20 protein-coding genes are annotated in these 22033 nt (G+C 60.0%); 8 read left to right on the top strand and 12 right to left on the bottom strand.

Annotated features, from left to right (window positions below; translation table 11 throughout):
• Positions 1-134 precede the first annotated feature (134 nt).
• On the top strand, positions 135-521 hold the full coding sequence (locus ACMXYJ_RS27435) for a DUF6124 family protein (RefSeq protein ID WP_415757665.1): 387 nt from the start codon (positions 135-137) through the stop codon (positions 519-521).
• A gap of 154 nt (positions 522-675) precedes the next feature.
• On the opposite strand, the gene ACMXYJ_RS27440 is transcribed toward ACMXYJ_RS27435, so the two are convergent.
• Together ACMXYJ_RS27440 and ACMXYJ_RS27445 are read right to left on the bottom strand one after the other, a co-directional pair.
• Positions 676-1035: a PilZ domain-containing protein gene (locus ACMXYJ_RS27440; protein WP_415757666.1), complete on the bottom strand. Its 360-nt coding sequence runs from the start codon at positions 1033-1035 to the stop codon at positions 676-678.
• Positions 1036-1272: 237 nt separating this feature from the next.
• Positions 1273-1659 (bottom strand): tetratricopeptide repeat protein, encoded by a 387-nt coding sequence (locus ACMXYJ_RS27445; RefSeq protein ID WP_415757667.1) that lies wholly within the window; start codon positions 1657-1659, stop codon positions 1273-1275.
• 157 nt (positions 1660-1816) lie between these two features.
• On the opposite strand from ACMXYJ_RS27445, the gene pyk reads away from it, so the two are divergent.
• Positions 1817-3268 (top strand): pyruvate kinase, encoded by a 1452-nt coding sequence (gene pyk, locus ACMXYJ_RS27450; protein WP_149628408.1) that lies wholly within the window; start codon positions 1817-1819, stop codon positions 3266-3268.
• 192 nt (positions 3269-3460) lie between these two features.
• On the opposite strand, the gene ACMXYJ_RS27455 is transcribed toward pyk, so the two are convergent.
• Genes ACMXYJ_RS27455 through ACMXYJ_RS27465 form a run of 3 tightly spaced genes read right to left on the bottom strand, consistent with a single transcriptional unit; the run spans position 3461 to position 6273 of the window.
• Positions 3461-4210 (bottom strand): enoyl-CoA hydratase-related protein, encoded by a 750-nt coding sequence (locus tag ACMXYJ_RS27455; RefSeq protein WP_415757668.1) that lies wholly within the window; start codon positions 4208-4210, stop codon positions 3461-3463.
• Between the two features lie 28 nt (positions 4211-4238).
• Positions 4239-5174 (bottom strand): iron-sulfur-binding ferredoxin reductase, encoded by a 936-nt coding sequence (locus ACMXYJ_RS27460; protein ID WP_415757669.1) that lies wholly within the window; start codon positions 5172-5174, stop codon positions 4239-4241.
• Positions 5167-6273 (bottom strand): GGDEF domain-containing protein, encoded by a 1107-nt coding sequence (locus tag ACMXYJ_RS27465; protein WP_415757670.1) that lies wholly within the window; start codon positions 6271-6273, stop codon positions 5167-5169. Before ACMXYJ_RS27465 ends, ACMXYJ_RS27460 begins: the two co-directional genes overlap by 8 nt.
• Before the next feature lie 448 nt (positions 6274-6721).
• Here ACMXYJ_RS27465 and ACMXYJ_RS27470 point away from each other — a divergent pair, with 448 nt between their 5' ends.
• The 5 genes from ACMXYJ_RS27470 (at position 6722) to ACMXYJ_RS27490 (ending at position 14234) form a co-directional block, all read left to right on the top strand.
• Entirely contained in the window at positions 6722-8245 is a 1524-nt protein-coding gene (locus tag ACMXYJ_RS27470; RefSeq protein ID WP_008156025.1) for a fumarate hydratase, read from the top strand.
• A 389-nt stretch (positions 8246-8634) separates the two neighbouring features.
• Positions 8635-10401: a sensor histidine kinase gene (locus ACMXYJ_RS27475; protein ID WP_415760814.1), complete on the top strand. Its 1767-nt coding sequence runs from the start codon at positions 8635-8637 to the stop codon at positions 10399-10401.
• A complete protein-coding gene (locus ACMXYJ_RS27480; RefSeq protein WP_415757671.1) occupies positions 10395-11729 on the top strand; it encodes a sigma-54-dependent transcriptional regulator in 1335 nt (444 codons plus the stop codon). The genes ACMXYJ_RS27475 and ACMXYJ_RS27480 overlap by 7 nt, the downstream gene beginning before the upstream one ends.
• Before the next feature lie 297 nt (positions 11730-12026).
• Positions 12027-13346 (top strand): MFS transporter, encoded by a 1320-nt coding sequence (locus tag ACMXYJ_RS27485; RefSeq protein WP_415757673.1) that lies wholly within the window; start codon positions 12027-12029, stop codon positions 13344-13346.
• A 258-nt stretch (positions 13347-13604) separates the two neighbouring features.
• Positions 13605-14234 (top strand): flavin reductase family protein, encoded by a 630-nt coding sequence (locus tag ACMXYJ_RS27490; RefSeq protein WP_415757674.1) that lies wholly within the window; start codon positions 13605-13607, stop codon positions 14232-14234.
• On the opposite strand, the gene ACMXYJ_RS27495 is transcribed toward ACMXYJ_RS27490, so the two are convergent.
• On the bottom strand, positions 14235-14465 hold the full coding sequence (locus ACMXYJ_RS27495; protein ID WP_008156042.1) for a hypothetical protein: 231 nt from the start codon (positions 14463-14465) through the stop codon (positions 14235-14237).
• 42 nt (positions 14466-14507) lie between these two features.
• A complete protein-coding gene (locus ACMXYJ_RS27500) occupies positions 14508-14861 on the bottom strand; it encodes a putative quinol monooxygenase (RefSeq protein WP_123368238.1) in 354 nt (117 codons plus the stop codon).
• A 335-nt stretch (positions 14862-15196) separates the two neighbouring features.
• Between ACMXYJ_RS27500 and ACMXYJ_RS27505 the strand changes: the two genes are divergently transcribed.
• Positions 15197-16126, top strand: coding sequence for an AraC family transcriptional regulator (locus ACMXYJ_RS27505; protein ID WP_415757675.1), 930 nt, complete (start codon positions 15197-15199; stop codon positions 16124-16126).
• Between the two features lie 114 nt (positions 16127-16240).
• On the opposite strand, the gene ACMXYJ_RS27510 is transcribed toward ACMXYJ_RS27505, so the two are convergent.
• The 5 genes from ACMXYJ_RS27510 to ACMXYJ_RS27530 all read right to left on the bottom strand — a co-directional run bounded on the left by ACMXYJ_RS27510 (position 16241) and on the right by ACMXYJ_RS27530 (position 22031).
• Entirely contained in the window at positions 16241-17296 is a 1056-nt protein-coding gene (locus tag ACMXYJ_RS27510) for an ABC transporter ATP-binding protein (protein ID WP_046049700.1), read from the bottom strand.
• 15 nt (positions 17297-17311) lie between these two features.
• Positions 17312-18160: an ABC transporter permease gene (locus ACMXYJ_RS27515; protein WP_415757676.1), complete on the bottom strand. Its 849-nt coding sequence runs from the start codon at positions 18158-18160 to the stop codon at positions 17312-17314.
• The gene (locus ACMXYJ_RS27520; protein WP_415757677.1) at positions 18157-19065 is read right to left on the bottom strand and encodes an ABC transporter permease; all 909 of its coding nucleotides are present in this window, start codon (positions 19063-19065) and stop codon (positions 18157-18159) included. The genes ACMXYJ_RS27515 and ACMXYJ_RS27520 overlap by 4 nt, the downstream gene beginning before the upstream one ends.
• A gap of 195 nt (positions 19066-19260) precedes the next feature.
• Positions 19261-20364 carry an ABC transporter substrate-binding protein gene (locus ACMXYJ_RS27525; RefSeq protein ID WP_415757678.1) on the bottom strand — a complete coding sequence of 368 codons (1104 nt, stop codon included), beginning with the start codon at positions 20362-20364 and terminating at the stop codon, positions 19261-19263.
• Positions 20365-20582: 218 nt separating this feature from the next.
• Positions 20583-22031: an aldehyde dehydrogenase family protein gene (locus ACMXYJ_RS27530; protein ID WP_415757679.1), complete on the bottom strand. Its 1449-nt coding sequence runs from the start codon at positions 22029-22031 to the stop codon at positions 20583-20585.
• Between the last annotated feature and the right edge of the window lie 2 nt (positions 22032-22033).

A 22033-nucleotide genomic window follows, 5' to 3' on the forward strand; every position in this document is an offset into this window, starting at 1 on the left:
GCAAACGACATCGACTACAAAACCAAGCGCCTCTGCCTACAACTAGCAGCGGCCCTGGCTGACTATTGAAGATGGCCGTTCAACCTTAAGGTTCTCCTGTCTCTACCCATTAGCGATCCAAAGGAGTTAACCCGATGTTCAAACCTCCACCCGAGAAATTCGAATCCATCCCCCGTTCGCCCTACGCCACCCTCGACCCTAATAAGCTCCACGCCGCCGCCAAAAAGGCTCTGAAACACTACCTAAAACAAAACAACACCAAAAACCGCTTTACCGACGAACGCACTACCGAGGAACGAGCCATGAAGATGTTCACAGTTGTGTCCGATGCCAACCCCGAAGCCTTGACCATCGAGACCTACGAGACCTTTTCGACTGTCAGCATTCTGCTGCTGGACCTGGCCGAAAGCCTGGACGACAAGCCGCGACATCTGGCGATGGCGATTTATCAGTTGAGTGAGTTGGGGTTGTTGCTGGTGGAGCGCTCGCTGCAGAACGAGATGGCGATAAAAACGACGTAGCAATAGATATGTAGCAGCTGGCGCAGCCTGCGTTCGGCTGCGAAGCAGTCGTAAACCCGAGATGCGCGGTCTACCTGATTCACCGCGAGCTCTGATTTTACGGCTGCTACGCAGCCGAACGCAGGCTGCGCTAGCTGCTACAGGTTGCGGACTTTCAGGCAGAAGCAGGCAACGGCTGAAAACTGAAGTACTGCTTCAAGGCGCTGACCAATTGCCCATATTCCGGCGGTGCCCGTTGCAGGCTGAACCCGGCGTCATAGTGGTGAGGGGTCGTGTCTTCATGGCACCACAGGCAACACGCCTGAAGATCAATGACCTGCATGCAGCCATTGCTGGCGGGGATTTTCAGGCGCAAATCGAAATCGGCGCCGATCAACATCGGCAATTGACTGATCAGCATCAGCCCGTCTTCGGACACGTTGCCCAGAAAGCCGATGGGTTTGTCAGTGACGCTGTTGAACACTCTTAGAAAATACGGCAGTTGATGCCGCTCGATCCGGCGGTCAGTAAACATGCGCAAATGGCCCAGCAAGGCTCTTAAGCAGAGCCGCACTAATGCTTTGGAACGGGCCTGCTTCTATAGAGGCATAGGCGCGCTCTTCCCCGATCCCGGTGCGACAGTCCATAAAGCCGCTGCCGCTTACGCCTGCCGATCACAGGTGTTGCGTCGATTAGAGGCAAGACTCTAAACCGATCTATTCGACTATAGCTCACCACTGTCGGTGAGCCAGCCTTTGAACAACTACGACAATCAGAACTGCGTCGGGCGAACGACTGCAGCAGCACTGCGCAGCGGATAGTGGCCCAGCGACTGCAAGGTTTCCAGGCGGGCGCGGGCGCGGTAGGCGTATTCACTTTGCGGGTACGAGGCGATGATGAACTGGTAGGTTTGCGCCGCATCGACAAACAGTTTCTGCCGTTCCAGGCACAACCCGCGCATCATCGATGCTTCCGGCCACACGTAAGGCCGAGCTCGGCTGGCGCGTTCGACTTTGGACAGTTCGAGCATCACCTGCTCGCAATTGCCACGGTCATAGGCGCTGTAGGCGTTATTCAAATGATGGTTCATCGACCAACGGGTGCAGCCCGTGACGCTGAGGGCACTGATGGCAAGGGCGGCAATGAGCACGAATCGCATGGGGGTTCTCCTGTCTTGAGCTCTGTATCGACCCGTGGCGCGAAATCTTCAGGAATGTTCGTTTCAATAAACAAACGAATAAGTAGTGCATATGAACAATGACTACAACCGGAGAGCATAGTAGCCTCACTCAGCGCTTGAACTCAGGAGTCTATGCATGTCCGTCCGTCGCACCAAAATCGTCGCTACCCTTGGCCCGGCCAGTAACTCGCCGGAAGTTCTCGAACAGCTGATTCTGGCTGGCCTGGACGTCGCCCGCCTGAACTTCTCCCACGGCACCCCCGACGAGCACAAGGCTCGCGCGAAGCTGGTGCGTGACCTCGCTGCCAAGCACGGCCGCTTCGTCGCCCTGCTGGGTGACCTGCAAGGCCCGAAAATCCGTATCGCCAAATTCGCCAACAAGAAGATCGAGCTGAAGATCGGTGATCAATTCACCTTCTCCACAAGCCATCCTCTGACCGAAGGCACCCAGACCATCGTCGGCATCGACTACCCGGATCTGGTCAAGGACTGCGGCGTGGGCGACGAGCTGCTGCTCGACGACGGCCGCGTGGTCATGCGCGTTGATACCGCCAATGCCACCGAGCTGAATTGCACCGTGCTGATCGGCGGCCCGCTGTCCGACCATAAAGGCATCAACCGTCGCGGTGGCGGTCTGACCGCACCGGCCCTGACTGAAAAAGACAAGGCCGACATCAAGCTCGCTGCCGAAATGCAGGTCGACTACCTCGCGGTGTCCTTCCCGCGTGATGCCGCCGACATGGAATACGCCCGTCAACTGCGCGACGAAGCCGGCGGTACTGCCTGGCTGGTGGCGAAGATCGAACGCGCCGAGGCCGTGGCCGACGACGAAACCCTCGACGCGCTGATCAATGCATCCGACGCCGTCATGGTGGCGCGTGGTGACCTGGGTGTGGAAATCGGCGACGCCGAGCTGGTGGGCATTCAGAAGAAAATCATTCTGCACGCACGCCGCCACAACAAGGCGGTGATCGTGGCGACCCAGATGATGGAGTCGATGATCCAGAACCCGATGCCGACCCGCGCCGAAGTGTCCGACGTAGCCAACGCCGTGCTCGACTACACCGACGCCGTGATGCTCTCGGCTGAAAGTGCTGCCGGCCTGTACCCGCTGGAAGCGGTGCAAGCCATGGCGCGCATCTGCATCGGCGCTGAAAAGCACCCGACCAGCAAGACCTCCAGCCATCGCATCGGCAAGGTCTTCGAAAGCTGCGACCAGAGCATCGCTTTGGCAGCCATGTACACGGCCAACCACTTCCCGGGCGTGAAAGCGATCATTGCCCTGACCGAAAGTGGCTACACGCCGTTGATCATGTCGCGCATCCGCTCCTCGATTCCGATCTACGCGTTCTCCCCGCACCGCGAAACCCAGGCCCGCGCGGCCATGTTCCGTGGCGTCTACACCGTACCGTTCGACCCGGCATCGCTGCCGCCTGAGCAAGTCAGCCAGGCCGCGATCGACGAGTTGCTCAAGCGCGGTGTTGTGGAGAAAGGCGACTGGGTCATCCTGACCAAGGGCGACAGCTACCACACCATCGGCGGCACCAACGGGATGAAAATCCTGCACGTTGGCGACCCGATGGTCTGATTGACCGGTTGTTCGAAAAACAAAAGCCCCGCCATGTGAATGGCGGGGCTTTTTGGATTCTGGTCCAGCAGTTGTGTTGTTTGGGCTGCCGCCTTCGCGAGCAAGCCCGCTCCCACATTGGATCTGTGGCGTACACAACCCTCCTGTGGGAGCGGGCTTGCTCGCGAAGAGGCCGGCCCAGTCACCGAAGATTCAATGCCGTTTGATGAACCCGGTCAACGCCGCAATCGCTTCCGGCGAGCGCAGCCGTTGGGTGAACTGTGCGCTCTCTTCTTCTATTACCTTGCGCAGTTGTTCGCGGTCCGTAGCTTTCATCAATTGCTTGCTGATACGCACCGCTTCCGGTGGCAGCGACTCGAAACGCAACGCCATCTCCCGCGCCTTGGCCAGCGCCTCTTCGCCACTGCCCAAGGCTTCAGTCGCAATCCCCCACTGTGCGGCCTGCTCACCACTGAAACCTTCGCCCAGCAGCAACAATTCAGCGGCTTTGGCATGCCCGAGCAATCGCGGCAGAAGCAGGCTGGACCCAAATTCCGGACATAACCCGAGATTAACGAACGGCATACGAAGCCGTGCATCGCGGCTGACATACACCAGATCGCAATGCAGCAGCATCGTCGCGCCAATACCTACCGCAGCGCCGGCCACGGCGGCGATCACCGGTTTGCGGCATTCGAGCAGGGTGAGCATGAACTGAAACACCGGGCTGTCGAGGTTGGTCGGTGGTTGCTGGATGAAATCGGCGATGTCGTTGCCAGCGGTGAAGCACTCGGCGCTGCCAGTGATCAGCACGGCGTTGATTTCCGGGTCGGTATCGGCCAGTTTCAACGCTTCAGCCAAGTGGCTGTACATGGCGCGGGTCAGGGCGTTTTTCTTGTCGGGGCGGTTGAGGCGCAGGATCAGCAGGCCGCGCTCACGTTCAAATTGGATGGCATCGCTCATGGTCGGTCTCGCGTCTGAAAATCAGCGCTCAACCGCGGAGAACAAAGACGTCCGCCAGCAGTTGATTGCGCGGCAATCCCGCCAGATACAAGCGCCGGGCAAAGGCGTCGACGCTGTCAGGGGCCCCGCAGAGTAAGGCCAGGGTTTGCCGGGAGACAAGCCGCAGTTGCGCCAAAGCCGCGGGCAACTCGGCCGCCGTCCACAGCTCGATGCTCAGGTTCGGGCGGCTGGCTGCCATGGCTTGCAGGGGTTTGGCCAGGTAATGCGCCTCGGCATCATGGGCCAGATGAATGACGCGAATGGCACCTTGGTGATCCTGCCGCAGCGCTTCACGCAAGATGCCGAACAACGGCCCCAAACCCGTGCCGGCGGCCATCAGCCAAAGCGGTCGTGTGTTCCAGTCCGGGTCGTAATGCAAGGCCCCGCCGCGCAACTCGCCGAGGCGGATCGAATCGCCGATCTTCAACTGGCGGGCCGCGTCGCTGAATTCCCCCGGCTGGCGACAATCGAGATGGAACTCCAGAAAGCGATCCTCTTCCGGCAGGCTGGCGAGGGAATATGGCCGCGCCACGTTGCCCGCCCACAACACCAGATGCTGCCCGGCGCTGTAGCGCAAAGAGTTTTTAGGGGTCAGGCGCAAACGCAACACACTGGCGCTCAGCCAATCGACAGCCGCCACCTCGGCCGGGCGGCCATCCTGCTGAGGATCGAAGGTGTGCACCTGCAAGTCCTCGACCACCTGACACTGACACGCCAGGCGCCAGCCTTGCTGACGCTGGTCTGCGCTCAGGGCGTCGGGACGGCTGTCACTCGGCAGCCCTTGTACACATTGCACCAGACACGCATGGCAACTGCCGGCGCGACAGCTGTAAGGCACAGACACGCCGTTCTGATTCAACGCATCGAGCAGGTTGCTGCCCGCCGCCACCGACCAGTGGCGGTCGCCGACCCGTAACTCAGGCATCGACGTTCTCCCACGCAGCCGCGCAACGATTGCGGCCGTCACGCTTGGCGCGATAAAGCGCCTGATCGGCGCGCTGCAAGGCTTCATCGAGATCGTCGCCCAGTTCGAGCAACGTCATGCCCGCCGACAAGCTGAGATGGGCGACGTTAAGTCCGATCAGTTCTACATCGGTGAACGCAATGCGCAGCCGCTCGCAACAGGAGGTCAAGCGCTCGGCGTTGCAATCGGGCAACAGCACGACGAATTCTTCGCCACCGTAACGGGCCAGAACATCGCCATCACGCAAGCAGGCGGTGGCCACGGCGGCAAAGGCTTGCAGCACCTGATCACCGGCGGCATGGCCGTGCACGTCGTTGATCCGTTTGAAATGGTCGAGGTCGATCAGTGCCAGGCCATGCATGACACCGGCGTCCATGGCCTTCAGCTCACGGGAGGCCAGGCGCAGGAAATGCCGGCGATTAAACAGCCCGGTCAGTTCGTCGGTGGCCACCAGGTCTTCGAGCTGGCGCATCATCCCGCGCAGGGTGTCCTGATGCGCCTGCAAGGCGAAACGGCGCTGACGCATGCGTTGACGGGAGGCCTGGACGTGACGGGCATAAAGTTCCAGCCAGACCAACACAATGAGCAGCACGCACACCTGCAACGCGGCCAGTGCCGGGTCGGGTAACTGGAAGTGGTAGCCCTCCCACAGCGTGATCGCGCTGAAACTGACGAACACCAACAGCGCGCACCGCAAAAAGGCCAGGCGCGAAAGATGGAACAACCCGAACAGCAGAATCAGCACGTAGAACACCAGGAACGCGCCGCGTGCCTCGTCCAGATGGGCGATCAGCCAGGTTTGCCAACCCAGCCCCAGCAACACTTGCGCTTCGGTCAGGCTGGGGTCGGAAAAACGCAGGTTGCAGCCACTGTAAAACACCGCAAACAACGCGGCCTGACTGATGACCACCAGCGCACTGCCGATGGCCACGTTGGACAGGGATTCATCGTAATGACCGGTAAAAAACGCCAGCCACAACAGCAACAAAGCCAGGGCGTAAGTGCCGGCTGCGAGGGCAAAGCGTTTTAGCAACAAGCGCTGGATGGCGTTATGGGTCAATCGTTGACTCACCGTGCGAAGGGAGGCTGCTTGAGTGTCCTACTCTACAGACCGAATGCCACTTTAGTAGCGTGCCTGATAAATGACCATTCAATTTTAAGGGCGGAAAACTGGCGCCAGAGCGCTGACTGATTTCCATGGTAGGAGCTGTCGAGTGAAACGAGGCTGCGATCTTTTGACCTTAAAAAAAATCAAGATCAAAAGATCGCAGCCTCGTTTCACTCGACAGCTCCTACACAGGGATCGGGTCCACACGACCGACTTGCGTATGCGACCAACGATTGACTACCGGCGGGTGTGCCCGGAACCGAGGCGCGTTATACTGCCGCGCCTTTTTAGCGTCGCGCCAGCAGCCCCGGCGTGCCTTGAAAGGTGCTTGCAACCGACCGATGCACCCAAGCTGCAAGCACCTTATTGAATGTTCCCGTCTTTTAGAGGAGCGCGACTCATGACCGTGATCAAGCAAGACGACCTGATTCAGAGCGTTGCCGACGCCCTGCAGTTCATTTCCTATTACCACCCCGTTGACTTCATCCAGGCGATGCACGAAGCCTACCTGCGCGAAGAATCGCCAGCGGCCCGTGACTCCATGGCGCAAATCCTGATCAACTCGCGGATGTGCGCCACCGGCCACCGCCCGATTTGCCAGGACACCGGCATCGTTACCGTCTTCGTTCGCGTGGGCATGGACGTACGCTGGGATGGCGCCACCATGGGCCTGGACGACATGATCAACGAAGGCGTGCGCCGAGCTTACAACCTGCCGGAAAACGTCCTGCGTGCCTCGATCCTCGCCGACCCGGCGGGCGCTCGTAAAAACACCAAGGACAACACCCCGGCCGTTATTCACTACTCCATCGTTCCGGGTAACACCGTGGAAGTGGACGTGGCGGCCAAGGGCGGCGGTTCCGAGAACAAGTCGAAAATGGCCATGCTCAACCCGTCCGACTCGATCGTTGACTGGGTGCTGAAAACCGTTCCGGAAATGGGCGCCGGCTGGTGCCCACCGGGCATGCTCGGCATCGGCATCGGCGGCACCGCCGAGAAAGCTGCGGTCATGGCCAAGGAAGTGTTGATGGAATCCATCGACATCCACGAGCTGAAAAAGCGCGGCCCGTCCAACCGTATCGAAGAGATGCGTCTGGAGCTGTTCGAGAAGGTCAACCAACTGGGTATCGGCGCCCAGGGCCTCGGTGGCCTGACCACCGTGCTCGACGTGAAGATCATGGATTACCCGACCCACGCCGCTTCGTTGCCGGTGTGCATGATCCCGAACTGCGCCGCCACCCGTCACGCGCACTTCGTGCTCGACGGTTCCGGCCCGGCCTCGCTGGAAGCGCCACCGCTGGACGCCTACCCGGAAATCGTCTGGGAAGCCGGCCCGTCGGCTCGTCGCGTCAACCTCGACACCCTGACCCCGGAAGACGTGCAGAGCTGGAAGCCGGGCGAAACCGTCCTGCTCAACGGCAAAATGCTCACCGGTCGCGACGCCGCGCACAAGCGCATGGTCGAGATGCTGAACAAGGGTGAAACCCTGCCAGTGGACCTCAAAGGTCGCTTCATCTACTACGTTGGCCCGGTTGATCCGGTGCGCGAAGAAGTGGTTGGCCCTGCCGGCCCGACCACCGCGACGCGGATGGACAAGTTCACCCGTCAGATCCTCGAGCAAACCGGCCTGCTGGGCATGATCGGCAAATCCGAACGCGGCCCGACCGCGATCGAAGCGATCAAGGACCACAAAGCCGTTTACCTGATGGCAGTTGGCGGCGCGGCTTACCTGGTGGCACAAGCCATCAAGAAATCTCGCGTGGTGGCTTTCGCCGAACTGGGCATGGAAGCGATCTACGAGTTCGACGTCAAAGACATGCCTGTGACTGTTGCAGTAGACAGCAAAGGTGAGTCGGTACACATCACTGGTCCTGCCATCTGGCAGAAAAAGATCAGTGAAAGCCTGGCGGTGGAAGTGCAGTAAGCACGACCTTACGCAGCGAAAAACCGGCCTGTTGGCAACAACAGGCCGGTTTTTTTGTGCCTGACAAAAAGTAATCAAAAGTGCTCAAAGGCGTATTGATTTGTTCTAAGTAAATGTCATCGACCTGTCAGATCTGGCAGGTCACAGCAACAACCACTCCTGATAAGTTGAACGCACAGGTGCACTCTCTATCATGGCGATATGCGCCTCTACAGAGAGGCTGGCGCCACGGATAACAGGTTTCTGGAACGACAACGACGAAAAGCAGCTTAGACGCGCCACTCGTATCAACAATCGTCCAATCAAGGTGCGGTGGAGGGGCGGGCATCGGCAACAAGTCTGGACGGCATGCTATCGTGCGCGCCCGTATTCCCAGTGTTTTCTACAGCATGATTCCAATTGCTCGTGCCGTGCGTTTGTCGTTGTATACCCTGTTGATCATCGCCGGGGCGGTCCTTGCCGCCACCTTGGCCATACGTCATGCCGAACGTCAGGCTCTGGTCGAAGACGCCGCCCGCGCCAACCAGCAATTGGCTTTGTACGCCAACTCTTTGCACACCCTGATCGATCGCTACCGAGCCCTGCCCGCCGTGCTGGCGCTGGACCCGGAGTTACGTTCCGCGCTTAACGGACCGGTGACGCCCGAACAGCAGGACGCACTGAACCGCAAACTGGAAAAGATCAACGGCGCGGCGCAATCCTCGACCCTGGAACTGCTCGACCACACCGGCCTCGCCGTGGCCGCCAGCAATTGGCGTTTGCCCAGCAGTTACGTCGGCCACAATTATGGCTTTCGCCCCTACTTCAGCCAGACCCGCACTCAGGGCACCGGGCGCTTTTACGCGGTGGGTGTGACCAGCGGCATTCCCGGTTACTTCCTGTCCAGCGCGGTCACCGGTGACGACGGCCAGTTCCTCGGCGCGATGGTGGTGAAACTCGAATTCCCGGAACTGGAGCGCGAGTGGCGTCAGGGCAACGACACGCTGCTGGTCAGCGATGCACGCGGGATTATTTTCATCGCCAACCAGCCGGGCTGGCGCTATCGCCTGTTGAAACCGCTGAGTGACAGCGATCACGCCGAACTCAAGGCCACCCGCCAATACGACAAACAACCGCTGACACCGCTCGAGTATCAATCGGTGCGGCGCTTCGACGACAACAGTGACCTGACGCGGGTCGTGGGTCCTGACGGGACGGCGAATTACCTGTGGGAATCGCTGCCGCTGAGCACTGAAGGCTGGACGTTGCACCTGCTGCGCCGCCCGCAAGTCGCATTCGAAGACAGCCGCAACGCCGGGCTCGCCGCCGCCGGGTTGTGGCTGGCGGTGGTGTTTTTGTTGCTGTTCCTCAATCAGCGCTGGCGTTTGGCCAAGCTGCGCCAGCGCAGTCGCGAAGAGCTCGAACAACTGGTGGAAGAACGCACTCGCGACCTGCGCACCGCTCAGGACGGTCTGGTACAGTCGGCCAAACTCGCCGCGCTCGGCCAGATGTCTGCGGCGCTGGCCCATGAAATCAACCAGCCCCTGACCGCCCAGCGCATGCAGCTTGCTACTCTGAGGCTGCTGCTCGATCACGGTCGGGTCGATGACGCTTACAAGGCACTCAAACCGGTGGATGACATGCTGACGCGCATGGCCGCCCTCACCGGCCACCTGAAAACCTTCGCCCGCAAAAGCCCCAGCGGTTTACGCGAACGCCTGGATTTGGCGGCGGTGGTCGACCAATCGTTGCAGCTGCTCGACACAAGGTTGCGCGATGAACAGGTCAGCACGGTGCTGCACCTGACGCGTCCGGCGTGGGTGCGTGGCGATGCGATTCGTTTGGAACAGGTGCTGATCAATTTGCTGCGCAATGCCCTGGACGCCATGCAGGACAAACCCTGCAAACGCCTGGAAATCCGTCTCGAAGCCGACGAACAACTCTGGCGCCTGACCGTCACCGATAACGGTGGCGGCATTGCCGAAGAGCACTTGGCCAACGTGTTTGATCCGTTCTTCACCACTAAACCGGTGGGTGATGGCCTGGGTCTCGGGCTGGCCGTATCCTTTGCCATCGTTCACGAATCGGGCGGACGCCTGAGTGCCGACAATCATGCAAACGGCGCGGTGTTCACCGTGACCTTGCCCATCGACCTGGAGGCCCCTGGCTCATGCTGAATTCAGTGATGGTGGTCGACGACGAAAGCAGTATTCGCAGTGCCGTTGAACAATGGCTAAGCCTGTCCGGGTTCGAGGTGCAGCTGTTCAGCCGCGCCGATGAGTGCCTGGCGCAGTTGCCCAAGCATTTCCCCGGGGTGATCCTCAGCGACGTGCGCATGCCTGGCATGACCGGCCTGGAACTGCTGGCCGAAGTTCAGCGGCGCGACGCCGACTTGCCGGTGATTCTGCTGACCGGTCACGGCGATGTGCCGATGGCGGTCGAAGCGATGCGCGATGGCGCCTACGACTTCCTTGAAAAACCCTTCAGCCCCGAAACCCTGCTCGGCAGTCTGCGCCGTGCGCTGGACAAGCGGCGGCTGGTGCTGGAAAACCGCGCCCTGCACGAGCAGGCGGACAACCGCGCCAAACTCGATGCGACGCTGCTGGGCGTGTCCCGTGGTTTGCAGACGCTGCGTCGGCAAGTGCTGGACCTGGCGACGCTGCCGGTCAATGTGTTGATTCGTGGTGAAACCGGCAGCGGCAAGGAACTGGTTGCCCGTTGCCTGCACGACTTTGGTCCGCGTGCCGACAAACCGTTTGTCGCATTGAACTGTGCGGCGATCCCCGAGCAGTTGTTCGAGGCCGAGCTGTTCGGTCACGAGAGCGGCGCGTTCACCGGCGCCTCGGGCAAACGCATCGGCAAACTCGAATACGCCGACGGCGGCACGCTGTTTCTCGATGAAATCGAAAGCATGCCGCTGGCCCAGCAGGTGAAATTGCTGCGGGTGTTGCAAGAGCAGAAGCTGGAGCGGTTGGGCTCCAATCAGAGCATCCGCGTGGATTTGCGGATCATTGCGGCGACCAAACCCGACTTGCTCGACGAAGCCCGGGCCGGACGTTTTCGCGAGGATTTGGCCTATCGGTTGAACGTGGCCGAGTTGCGGCTGCCGCCATTGCGCGAGCGGCGTGAAGACATTCCACTGTTGTTCGAGTCGTTTGCACAAAATGCCGCCGAGCGTTTGGGGCGCACGTTCCCACCGCTGAGCGGCCCGCAGTTGAGCCACCTGTTGAGCCACGACTGGCCGGGCAATGTGCGCGAATTGGCGAACGTTGCTGAGCGGCAAGTGTTAGGGCTGGGCGAGCCGGAACCGGTGGGGATTGATCCTGGGCAATCGCTGGCGGCGCAGCAGGAAGCGTTTGAAGCGCATTGTCTGCGCGCGGCGTTGACCCGGCATAAGGGCGATGTGAAAGCGGTACTTGAAGAACTGCAACTGCCGCGCCGGACCTTCAATGAAAAGATGCAGCGGCATGGTTTGAGTCGGGAGATGTTCCTGACTGACAGCTGATTTTTGTGGGGCTGGACTGGCCCCATCGCGAGCAGGCTCACTCCTACAATGGTTCGGTGTACACGGTTCAAATGTAGGAGTGAGCCTGCTCGCGATGAGGCCGGCCCATGCAAAGCAATTCCATGCCAGCCAAGCGAAAATCCGCTCATATCCAATCCAGCATAAGCGGATTTCCGCTCATTCCGCCGTCAAAACCCCTCTAAACCGCCCCTCTCCCCCTTGGCACACCTCCTGCTATAGCCCCACTAGGCTGCGTTTCAACGCGCTCCACAAAAACAATTAAATGAAGGATCCGTCATGGATAACTCACAAACCCTGCCTCTTGGGTCGGCAGCTACGCCTGCCAAAGAAAGAACCACTGCCAGTCGCATCAAATCGATCTTCAGCGGCTCTGTCGGCAACATGGTCGAGTGGTACGACTGGTACGTCTACGCCGCCTTCTCCCTGTACTTCGCCAAAGCCTTTTTCCCCAAAGGCGACACCACCGCACAACTGCTGAACACCGCCGCGATCTTCGCCGTGGGCTTCCTGATGCGCCCGATCGGTGGCTGGTTGATGGGTCTCTACGCCGACAAGGCCGGTCGCAAGAAAGCGCTGATGGCTTCGGTGTACCTGATGTGTTTCGGCTCGCTGCTGATCGCCCTGAGCCCGGGTTATGAAACCATTGGCATCGGCGCACCGATCCTGCTGATTTTCGCCCGTTTGCTGCAAGGCCTGTCGGTCGGTGGCGAGTACGGCACCTCGGCGACGTACCTCAGCGAGATGGCGACCAAAGATCGTCGCGGCTTCTACTCCAGCTTCCAGTACGTGACCCTGATCTCCGGTCAGCTCATCGCCCTGGCCGTGCTGATCGTGCTGCAACAGACCCTGACCACTGAAGAACTGTACGCCTGGGGCTGGCGCATCCCGTTCGCCATCGGCGCGCTGTGTGCCGTGGTCGCGCTGTACCTGCGTCGTGGCATGGAAGAAACCGAGTCGTTCACCAAGAAAGAGAAGGCCAAGGAAAGCGCGATGCGCACCTTGATGCGCCATCCGAAGGAACTGATGACCGTGGTCGGCCTGACCATGGGCGGTACCCTGGCGTTCTACACCTACACCACGTACATGCAGAAATACCTGGTGAACACCGTCGGCATGAGCATCTCCGACTCCACCACTATTTCGGCCGCCACGCTGTTCCTGTTCATGTGCTTGCAACCGCTTGTTGGCGGGCTTTCGGATAAAGTCGGTCGCCGGCCGATCCTGATTGCCTTCGGTATTCTCGGGACGCTGTTCACCGTGCCGATCCTGACCACCCTGCACACCGTGCAAACCTGGTGGGGCGCGTTCTTCCTGATCATGGCGGCGCTGATCATCGTCAGCGGCTACACCTCGATCAACGCGGTGGTCAAAGCCGAACTGTTCCCGACCGAAATCCGCGCCCTGGGCGTCGGCCTGCCGTACGCTTTGACCGTATCGATCTTCGGCGGCACCGCTGAATACATCGCACTGTGGTTCAAGAGCATCGGCATGGAAACCGGTTACTACTGGTATGTCACCGCGTGTATTGCCGTGTCGTTGCTGGTGTACATCACCATGAAAGACACCCGCAAGCATTCGCGGATCGAGACGGACTGAGTCAACTCGCGCAATAAAAACAGGGGCAGACCTTAACGGGTCTGCCCCTTTTTCATTGAATCGACATTGAACCTGTGGGAGCGAGCTTGCTCGCGATAGCGGCTTCACAGACAACAAATTGGTTGCCTGACACACCGCTTTCGCGAGCAAGTCGAATCGTCGCACCGCCGCTCCCACATTTGGACCGCATCGCTGGAAATTATCTGTTCGTCCCAGCACTATGAGCGCCCACGAATAAAGCTTCTGGAACCCGCGCCCATGCCCGACGACATCCATTTCTACGAACCCGCCAACGGCCAGGGCTTGCCGCACGACCCGTTCAACGCCATCGTCGGCCCCCGCCCCATTGGCTGGATTTCCTCTCAGGATGCCGATGGCCGCCTGAACCTGGCGCCCTACAGCTTCTTCAACGCGTTCAACTACATTCCGCCGATCATTGGGTTTTCCAGTGTCGGGCGCAAAGACAGCCTGAATAACATCGAGCGAACCGGCGAGTTCGCCTGGAACCTCGCGACCCGTCCGCTGGCCGAGCAGATGAACCAGTGCTCTGCCATGGTCGGGCCCGAGGTCAACGAGTTCGAGCTGTCCGGGCTGACGCCGGCAGCGTCGAAAATCATTCAGGTGCCGCGCGTCGCCGAAAGCCCGGTGTCCTTCGAGTGCAAGGTCACGCAGATCATTCAGTTGCAGCGGGCCGATGGCAACGTGGTGCCGAGCTGGCTGATTCTCGGCGAAGTGGTCGCCGTGCATATCGCCAAATGGCTGTTGAAGGATGGGGTGTACGACACCGCCGCGGCAGAACCGATTCTGCGCGGCGGCGGGCCAGCGGATTATTTCCAGCTGGGGCCTGAGGCATTGTTCAAGATGTATCGCCCGGGGGCGGTCAAGTAATTACCAGATCAGGTCGCCGTCTTCGCTGACGTCCCTGAGACGGGTCAGCTCTTTGGCGGCAGCCTCATCGGCCTCATGGGCAGTTTTGAAGGTCTGTTCTTCGAGCAATTTGTGAAAGCGCGGCGCACCCGAACCACCGATGGCTTTGGTGGCGATTGCGGCGTGATAACCGCCTTCACGGGGTACTACGGCAGATACGGCTTCGAAGGTTTCAAAGGCTTTGCGTGCCATGTCGTGGATCCTGGCTGAATGGAGAATTGAGCCATTAAACCCTCAACCCGCCATTTTGTGTACCCATGACTGGGACTGCCCCAGCGCCTGGGCGGCCGACACGTCCTTGAAGGTATGAAAATCCAGGCTGTTGACCACCAGGTCTTGCACCAACTCGGCAAAAATCTGCATGGCCGGGGTACTGAAGTAAGCGGTCATGGCCTGCTGGTTCATCCAGAAACCGGACACCAGCCACAACTCCGGATCGCACTGCGAATGCTGCAGGGCAAAATTCAGGCAACCCGGTGCGCTGCGGGACGGCTCGATCAAGGCGCTCAGGCGCGCACCGAGTTCCGCCGAACGCCCGGCGCGGGCGCGGACAAAGGCCATATGACTGACGGGGATCTGCGTAGACATGTTCAACCCTCCCAGGTACTCGAGTGGCAGCCGTGGGACGGGCTGCGACAGGATCCAAGGTTAAGCGCGCCGGTGGAAGCGCGGTTAGTCGATTCCTGCCGGCTTGTTGCACAATCCTGCGCGGCTTCTCGAGATACCTGTAACAACCTGTAAAAGCTTTCGTGCCAATGAAACAGGGCTTTCAAGCAAGTTTTCCTTGGGTTGCCCTGTCATAGAGGCCCCGTTAATCCACGCAATGCAGAATCAGGCAAGCTTGAGGCAGGATGTGTCTACCGCTCCGTCTTGCACAAACTTAAGCTCACCTCATTACTGACGCCCCACCGAGGATGCCTTGCATGTCGTCGCTCGATCACTTTCAAGCCCCGCTGGATGCCGATATGGAGAAACAGCGCGCGGAACTGGCCGCTATCATTCGCCAAAACACGGCGGAGGATGGCACTTATGCGACTGCCGTCGGCTCGCTGTTCATGTCTCGCCACAGTCAGTCCCATGTCTTTGCCCCGGTACTGGCGCAACCCGCGCTGTGCATCATGGCGCAGGGCCGTAAAGAGGTCAGGCTGGCCGATGAATACTTCAATTACGATCCGCTGAATTACCTGGTGGTCTCAGTCTCGATGCCATTGAGCGGACGGGTGGTGAACGTCACGTCTGAAGAACCGATCCTCGCGGTGCGACTGGATATTGATCCGGCGGAAATCTCCGCGCTGATCGCCGACGCTGGCCCTTTGGGCGTACCGACCCGCCCTACCGGTCGTGGACTGTATGTCGAACGGATCGACACCGCGATGCTCGACGCGGTGTTGCGTCTGGCGCGTTTGCTGGATGCGCCAAAAGACATCGCCATGCTCGCACCGCTGATTCGCCGGGAGATTCTTTATCGGTTGTTGCGCAGCCAGCAGGGTCATCGGCTGTACGAAATTGCGATCGCCAACAGCCAGAGCCATCGCATCAGCCAGGCGATCAAATGGCTCAACGGCAACTATGAACAGCCGCTGCGCATCGATGATCTGGCGAAGGAAGTGAACCTGAGCGTGTCGACGTTGCATCACCGGTTCAAGGCAATGACGGCAATGAGTCCGTTGCAGTATCAGAAGCAACTGCGCCTGCAAGAAGCGCGGCGGTTGATGCTGGCGGAAGGGCTGGAGGCTTCGGCGGCGGGGTATCGGGTGGGGTATGAAAGCCCTTCGCAATTCAGCCGGGAGTACAGCCGATTGTTTGGGGCTCCGCCGTTAAGGGATTTGGCGCGGTTGCGGTTGACGGTTTGAGCTGAATTTTGTGTTGGTTTTGCCGGCCTCATCGCGAGCAGGCTCGCTCCCACAGGGGGCTGGTGTACACCGATCCATTGTGGGAGCGAGCCTGCTCGCGATGGGGCCAGTCAGTCAGGCGCCGAGTACGCGGCACGCCTCAGCCGGAAGGGTCACCGACACCGGGTTGCCAATGCTCAACCCAAACCCCTGACACGGCGTACTCAACGCCGTAAACGACACCCCGGAACACTCCACGGTCGTCTCAATGGTCGCGCCGATATCGCGCACGAACGTCACCTTGCCGAGCAAGCGATTCCCCGCCGTCGCCTGTGGATGCGACAGCTGCAGGTCCTCAGGGCGAATCAGCATCTTCACTTTCTCACCCACCACGATGCTGCTGCAGATTGGCACTTCCAGCGCATCGCCACCCGGCAGCCCGATCTTGCCGTTGCCCAGTGCAGTGGCCGGGAAGATATTGCCCGAGCCGATAAAGTCCGCGACAAATTCATTGGCCGGGTGACGATAAATCTCAATCGGCGTGCCCACTTGCTGCACCCGATGTTCACCCAATACCACGACGATATCCGCCATGGTCATGGCTTCACGCTGGTCGTGGGTCACCATGATGGTGGTGATGTTCAAGCGTTGTTGCAGCTGACGGATTTCCACCTGCATCGATTCACGCAGCTTGGCATCCAGCGCCGACAGCGGTTCGTCGAGCAGGAGAATTTTCGGGTGGTTGGCAATCGCCCGGGCAATCGCCACGCGCTGACGTTGGCCACCAGAGAGTTTCGACACCGGACGGTCGATCATTTCCTGCAACTGAATCAGTTGCAGCAGCTCCACCACCCGCGCCTGCTGATCGGCCTTGCTGACGCCACGCAATTTCAGCGGATAGGCGATGTTCTCCCCCACTGTCATGTGCGGGAACAGCGCCAGCGATTGAAACACCATGCCGAAATTACGTTGATGCGCCGGCGTATGGCCGATGTCTTCACCGTCCAGGCGAATCTCGCCGCCGCTCAGGGTTTCGAGCCCTGCGATCATGCGCAGCAACGTGGTTTTGCCGCAGCCCGACGGGCCGAGGAAACACACCAGTTTGCCCTCGGGCAAATGCAGGTTTACATCTTTTACCGCGCAGGCCGAGCCGTAATGTTTCTCGACGTTTTCCAGAATCAGACCAGTCATGTTGCACCTCAAGAATCAGAACGAAACGCCACCTTCACCAACCAGCTTCTCCAACGCCCAGATCAGGACGAAGTCGATCAGCACGATCAGCACGGCAAACGAGAAAACGGTTGGGTCGAGCGATGACACGGTGCGGCTGTACATCCAGATCGGCACGGTCATGACGTCGATGGTGTAAAGGAAATAGGTCACAGTGAATTCGTTGAACGAGACGATGAACGCCAGCAGCATCCCCGCCAGAATCCCCGACTTCATCAGCGGCACCACCACATCGATGATCGCCCGGGTCGGCGAAGCACCGAGCATCTGCGCAGCCTCTTCGACTTCGCTGCCGATGGAGAGCATCGCGGCAGTACAGTTTTTCACCACGAACGGTAGCGCCAGGATCACGTGGGCAATCACCAGCCGTGAGGTGGTCATCTGGAACGGCAGGCTGTCGAACACCAGCAACAACGCCAGCCCCAACACCACCATCGGAAACACCAACGGCAGCGACATCAGTTGCAGCGCCACAGCCTTGCCGCGGAACTCGCAACGGGTCAGCGCGTAAGCGGCCGGCACTGCGACGATCGTCGCAAACACCATGGTCAGGCACGCGACCATCAGGCTGGTGGTCATGGCCTTGCCGAGGCTCAGCACATCGCTGGAATCCGGCGACACGAAGGTGTTCCAGGCAGCCTTGTACCATTGCAGGCTGTAGCTGCTCGGCGGGAAGTCGAGGTTCGACGCACCGCTGAACGACATCACGATCATGGTCAGGATCGGCAACACCGCCAGCAGCAGGATGAAGCCCGAGAGGATGCCGGCAAACTTGCCGGTCTCGCCGGGCAGCAGCCCATAACGCTTTTTGATCAGGGTGCTCATTGGGAAGCCTCCAGCATGCGCCGACGACGGCCAGTGATGTATTCGGACAAGGTCATGATCGCGAGCGTGGTGACAATCAGCACCACACCGGCAGCGGAGGCGGCGGGCCAGTTCATCAGCGGAGCGATCTGGTCATGGACCATCACGGCCAGCATCGGCACACGTCGACCACCGAGCAGCAGTGGCACCACGAAGCTGCTGGCGTTGTAGGCGAATACCAACGTCGCGCCGGTGATGATCCCCGGCATGCTCATCGGCAGCACCACCTGACGGAACACCTGCAAACGGCTGGCACCCAGCGTCGCAGCAGCTTCTTCATAAGTACGGGCGACGCCGCGCATGGCGCTGGCAATCGGCAGCACGGCCAACGGGAACGCGGTTTGCACCAGGCCCATCAGTACGCCGTTCTGGTTGTAGAGCAACATGATCGGACGCTTGATCAGGCCCAGGCCCATCAGTGCCTGATTGAGCATCCCGCCAGGTCCCAGAATCACCAGCCAGCCGTAGCTTTGCAGCAGCAGGTTGACCAGCAATGGCAACAGCACCGCGGCGAGGAAGATCCGTCGCACAAACGGTGAGGTCAGCCGCGACATGGTGTAGGCCACCGGGATCGCCAGCACGACGGCGATCACCGCGCTGATCAGCGCCAGACGCAGGGTCAGCAGCAAGGATTTGAGGTAGTACGGTTCCAGCAATTGGGCGTAACTGGCCAGGCTGAACCCGGTCCACTCCGCGCCCTTGGTGCCCACGCTCATGCGCAGTACCAGCAGGCTCGCGGCGATCAATACGCCCAGAAACAGCATCGACGGCGAGAGGAAAATCCAGGCACGCGTCGTCGGCGAAACACCCCGACTGACGCGCACTGGAGCGGCGACAACCGGATGAGTCAGAGGTTGGTGTTCCATAGCAAGGGTCTCGTCAATGGAAAGCAGCTGAGCGAGCACAAGACTTGAAACCACGTTGACCCCTGTGGGAGCGGGCTTGCTCGCGAAGAGGCCGTGTCAGTCGACATCAATGTTGAATGTCACACCGCATTCGCGAGCAAGCCCGCTCCCACATTGGATTTGTGGTGTTTCAAAGGAACTGTGTTCGCCACTCGATCAGGAAGAAAAGATTTCCGTGTAACGACGAATCCATTGGTCATGCACGGAGGCCAGGAAGGCGTTGTCGTGCATGATCGCTTTCTCGGCAATCTGCTCAGGCGTGAGGATGTACGGGCTCTTGCGCGCTTCGGCGGAGATGATCGCCTTGGCGTTGACCGGACCGTTGTAGATGTCCTCAGCCATCTTGCCCTGAACCAGTGGGTCCAGAGAGTGGTTGATGAAGGCGTAGGCCAGGTCGGTATCGCCCGGACGATTCTTCGGCATCACCGAGAGCATCAGGTCGGTGTAGAAACCTTCCTTCATGCCGAACGTGGCGCCCAGACCGTAAGCCGGGTCGCGGATCTGTTTCGGGAAGAATGCCGGAGCGTACAGGCCACCCATGTCCAGCGAGCCGGTGCGGAACAGTTCGGCGATCTGGTTCGGGTTTTCACCCAGGGTCACTACGCGATCTTTCAGCTCGGCGAGTTTCTTGAAGCCAGGCTCGATGTTGTGTTCGTCACCACCGGCCAGTTTGGCGGCGATGATGATCAGGTCCATCGCTTCGGTCCAGTTCGGCGGCGGCAGGAAGATGTTCGGCGACAGCTCGGCGTCCCACAGGGCCGCGTAACTGTCCGGCGCTTCCTTGATGGTGCGGGTGCTGTAGACGAGGCTGTTGCACCAGAGCAGGTAACCGATACCGTGACCGTTGGCGCCGGTGCGGTATTTCTCCGGTACGTCGACCAGGTTGGGAATGCGGTTGAGGTCGGGTTTTTCCAGCAGGTTGGCCGCGGCCAGACCTTCGGCGCCGACGCCGGCCAGGGTGATGATGTCGTACTGCGGACGATCACCGGCGGCCTTGAGTTTGGCGACCATTTCCGAGGTGCTGCCGGTGCGGTCAGCGATCACCTTGCAGCCGTACTTGTCTTCGAAGGTTGCCGCGATGTTGCGCAGCGCGGCCAGGCCCGTGTCATCGGACCAGGTCAGCAAACGCAGGGTCTTGCCCTGGAAGCGTGTGTCGCTGGCATTGGCCTTGACGAAGGGCAAACTCATGGCCGCCGCGGCTACGGACGCCACGCCCACGGTTTTAATGAATTGACGTCTGTTTAAATCATGCTCGCCCATGAAGGACTCCCTTTGTTTTTGTAAGTATGAGGTTGGTCGCAACCGTTGCATCCGCGCGCCCAGATCAGCACCAAACCCCCGGTTTCAAAGGGCTTGAGTTGAGCCGACCGCTTCATCCTGAGGTCGTGTAAAACACCTGACTATCGATAAAAACTCATTGAAGCCATGACGCCAGCGCATGCCTCATCGCGAGGCATGCGTTGACCCTTTTCGAGCCGTCAGACCGCTCGAATCACGTGTTTTATTTCCTGAAAAGCCTGCAAGCCCCACGGCCCCAATTCGCGGCCGATGCTGCTCTGTTTGTAGCCACCCCAAGCGGTCTGCGGGAAGATCACTTGCGGCGCGTTGATCCACACAAGCCCCGCCTGCAAAGCGTTAGCGACCCGATCTGCCGCTTCGGCGTCGCGCGTGACCACGCTGGCCACCAGACCGAACTGGCTGTCATTGGCCAGGGCAATCGCCTCGGCTTCGGTGGCAAAACTGCGTACGCAGATCACCGGGCCGAAGATCTCTTCACGCCACAGCGCACTGTCGAGGGGCACTTCGGTGAAAATCGTCGGCTGCAAAAAATAACCGCGTGGCAGGTCTGCCGGACGATTTCCGCCGCAAACCAGTTTGGCGCCAGCACTCAAACCACGATCGATATGGCCCAGTACGCGCTGGTATTGCGCCTGATTGACCAGTGCGCCCATTTCCACGTTCGGGTCGAACGGGTCGGCCACGCGAATGGCTTCGGCGCGTGCCTTCAAACGGATGAGGAATTCGTCCGCCAGTTCATCGGCGATCAGCACGCGGCTGGTGGCCGAACACATCTGCCCGGCGTTGAAGAATCCGCCGCCACAGGCCACTTCCACGGCCAGTTCGACGTCAGCGTCTTTGAGCACCAGCAGCGAGGATTTGCCGCCCAGTTCCAGGCTCACACCCTTCACGGTTTCTGCGGCACGTTGCATGACTTGAACACCGACGGCGTTGCTGCCGGTGAAGGAAATCTTGGCGATGCGCGGATCAGCCGACAACGGCGCGCCGACGGCCAGGCCAGTGCCGCAGACCAGGTTGAACACGCCCTTGGGCAGACCGGCCTCGGCGATGATCGTCGCCAGTTCCAGCTCCGGCAATGGCGTCACTTCGGACGGCTTGAGCACCACGCAGCAACCGGCAGCCAGGGCCGGGGCGAGTTTCCAGGCGGTGGTGACCATCGGGAAATTCCACGGCACGATCAGGCCGACCACACCGCTCGGCTCGCGGCGCACACGAGCGCTGAAGTCGTCGGTTGGCAGTTCTACATTGCTGTCTTGCTTGGCATCGAGCCCTTCGGCTAAACCTGCGTAGTACTCGAAGGTGGCGATCACGTCGTCAACATCGATGGCGGCTTCAAACAGCGGCTTGCCGTTGTTGCTCGACTGCAAATGCATCAACTGTTCACGGCCGGCCTGAACGCCCGCAGCGATTCTGCGCAGGATCGCGCCGCGCTCGGCGCCAGTGGTTTTCGACCATTCCTTGAAGGCATTGGTCGCGGCAGTGACGGCTTGATCGACTGCATGTTCATCGCCTCCATTCACGGTGGTCAACAGGGCTTCGGTTGCCGGGTTGATCACGCGCAGGTGTTCGTTGCCAGCGGACCATTGGCCGTCGATGAACAGGCCGTCGAGTGCCGTTGGGAAAGTCATGC

Source organism: Pseudomonas arabinosi (assembly GCF_047758675.1).
GTDB classification, from domain to species: Bacteria; Pseudomonadota; Gammaproteobacteria; order Pseudomonadales; family Pseudomonadaceae; genus Aquipseudomonas; species Aquipseudomonas arabinosi.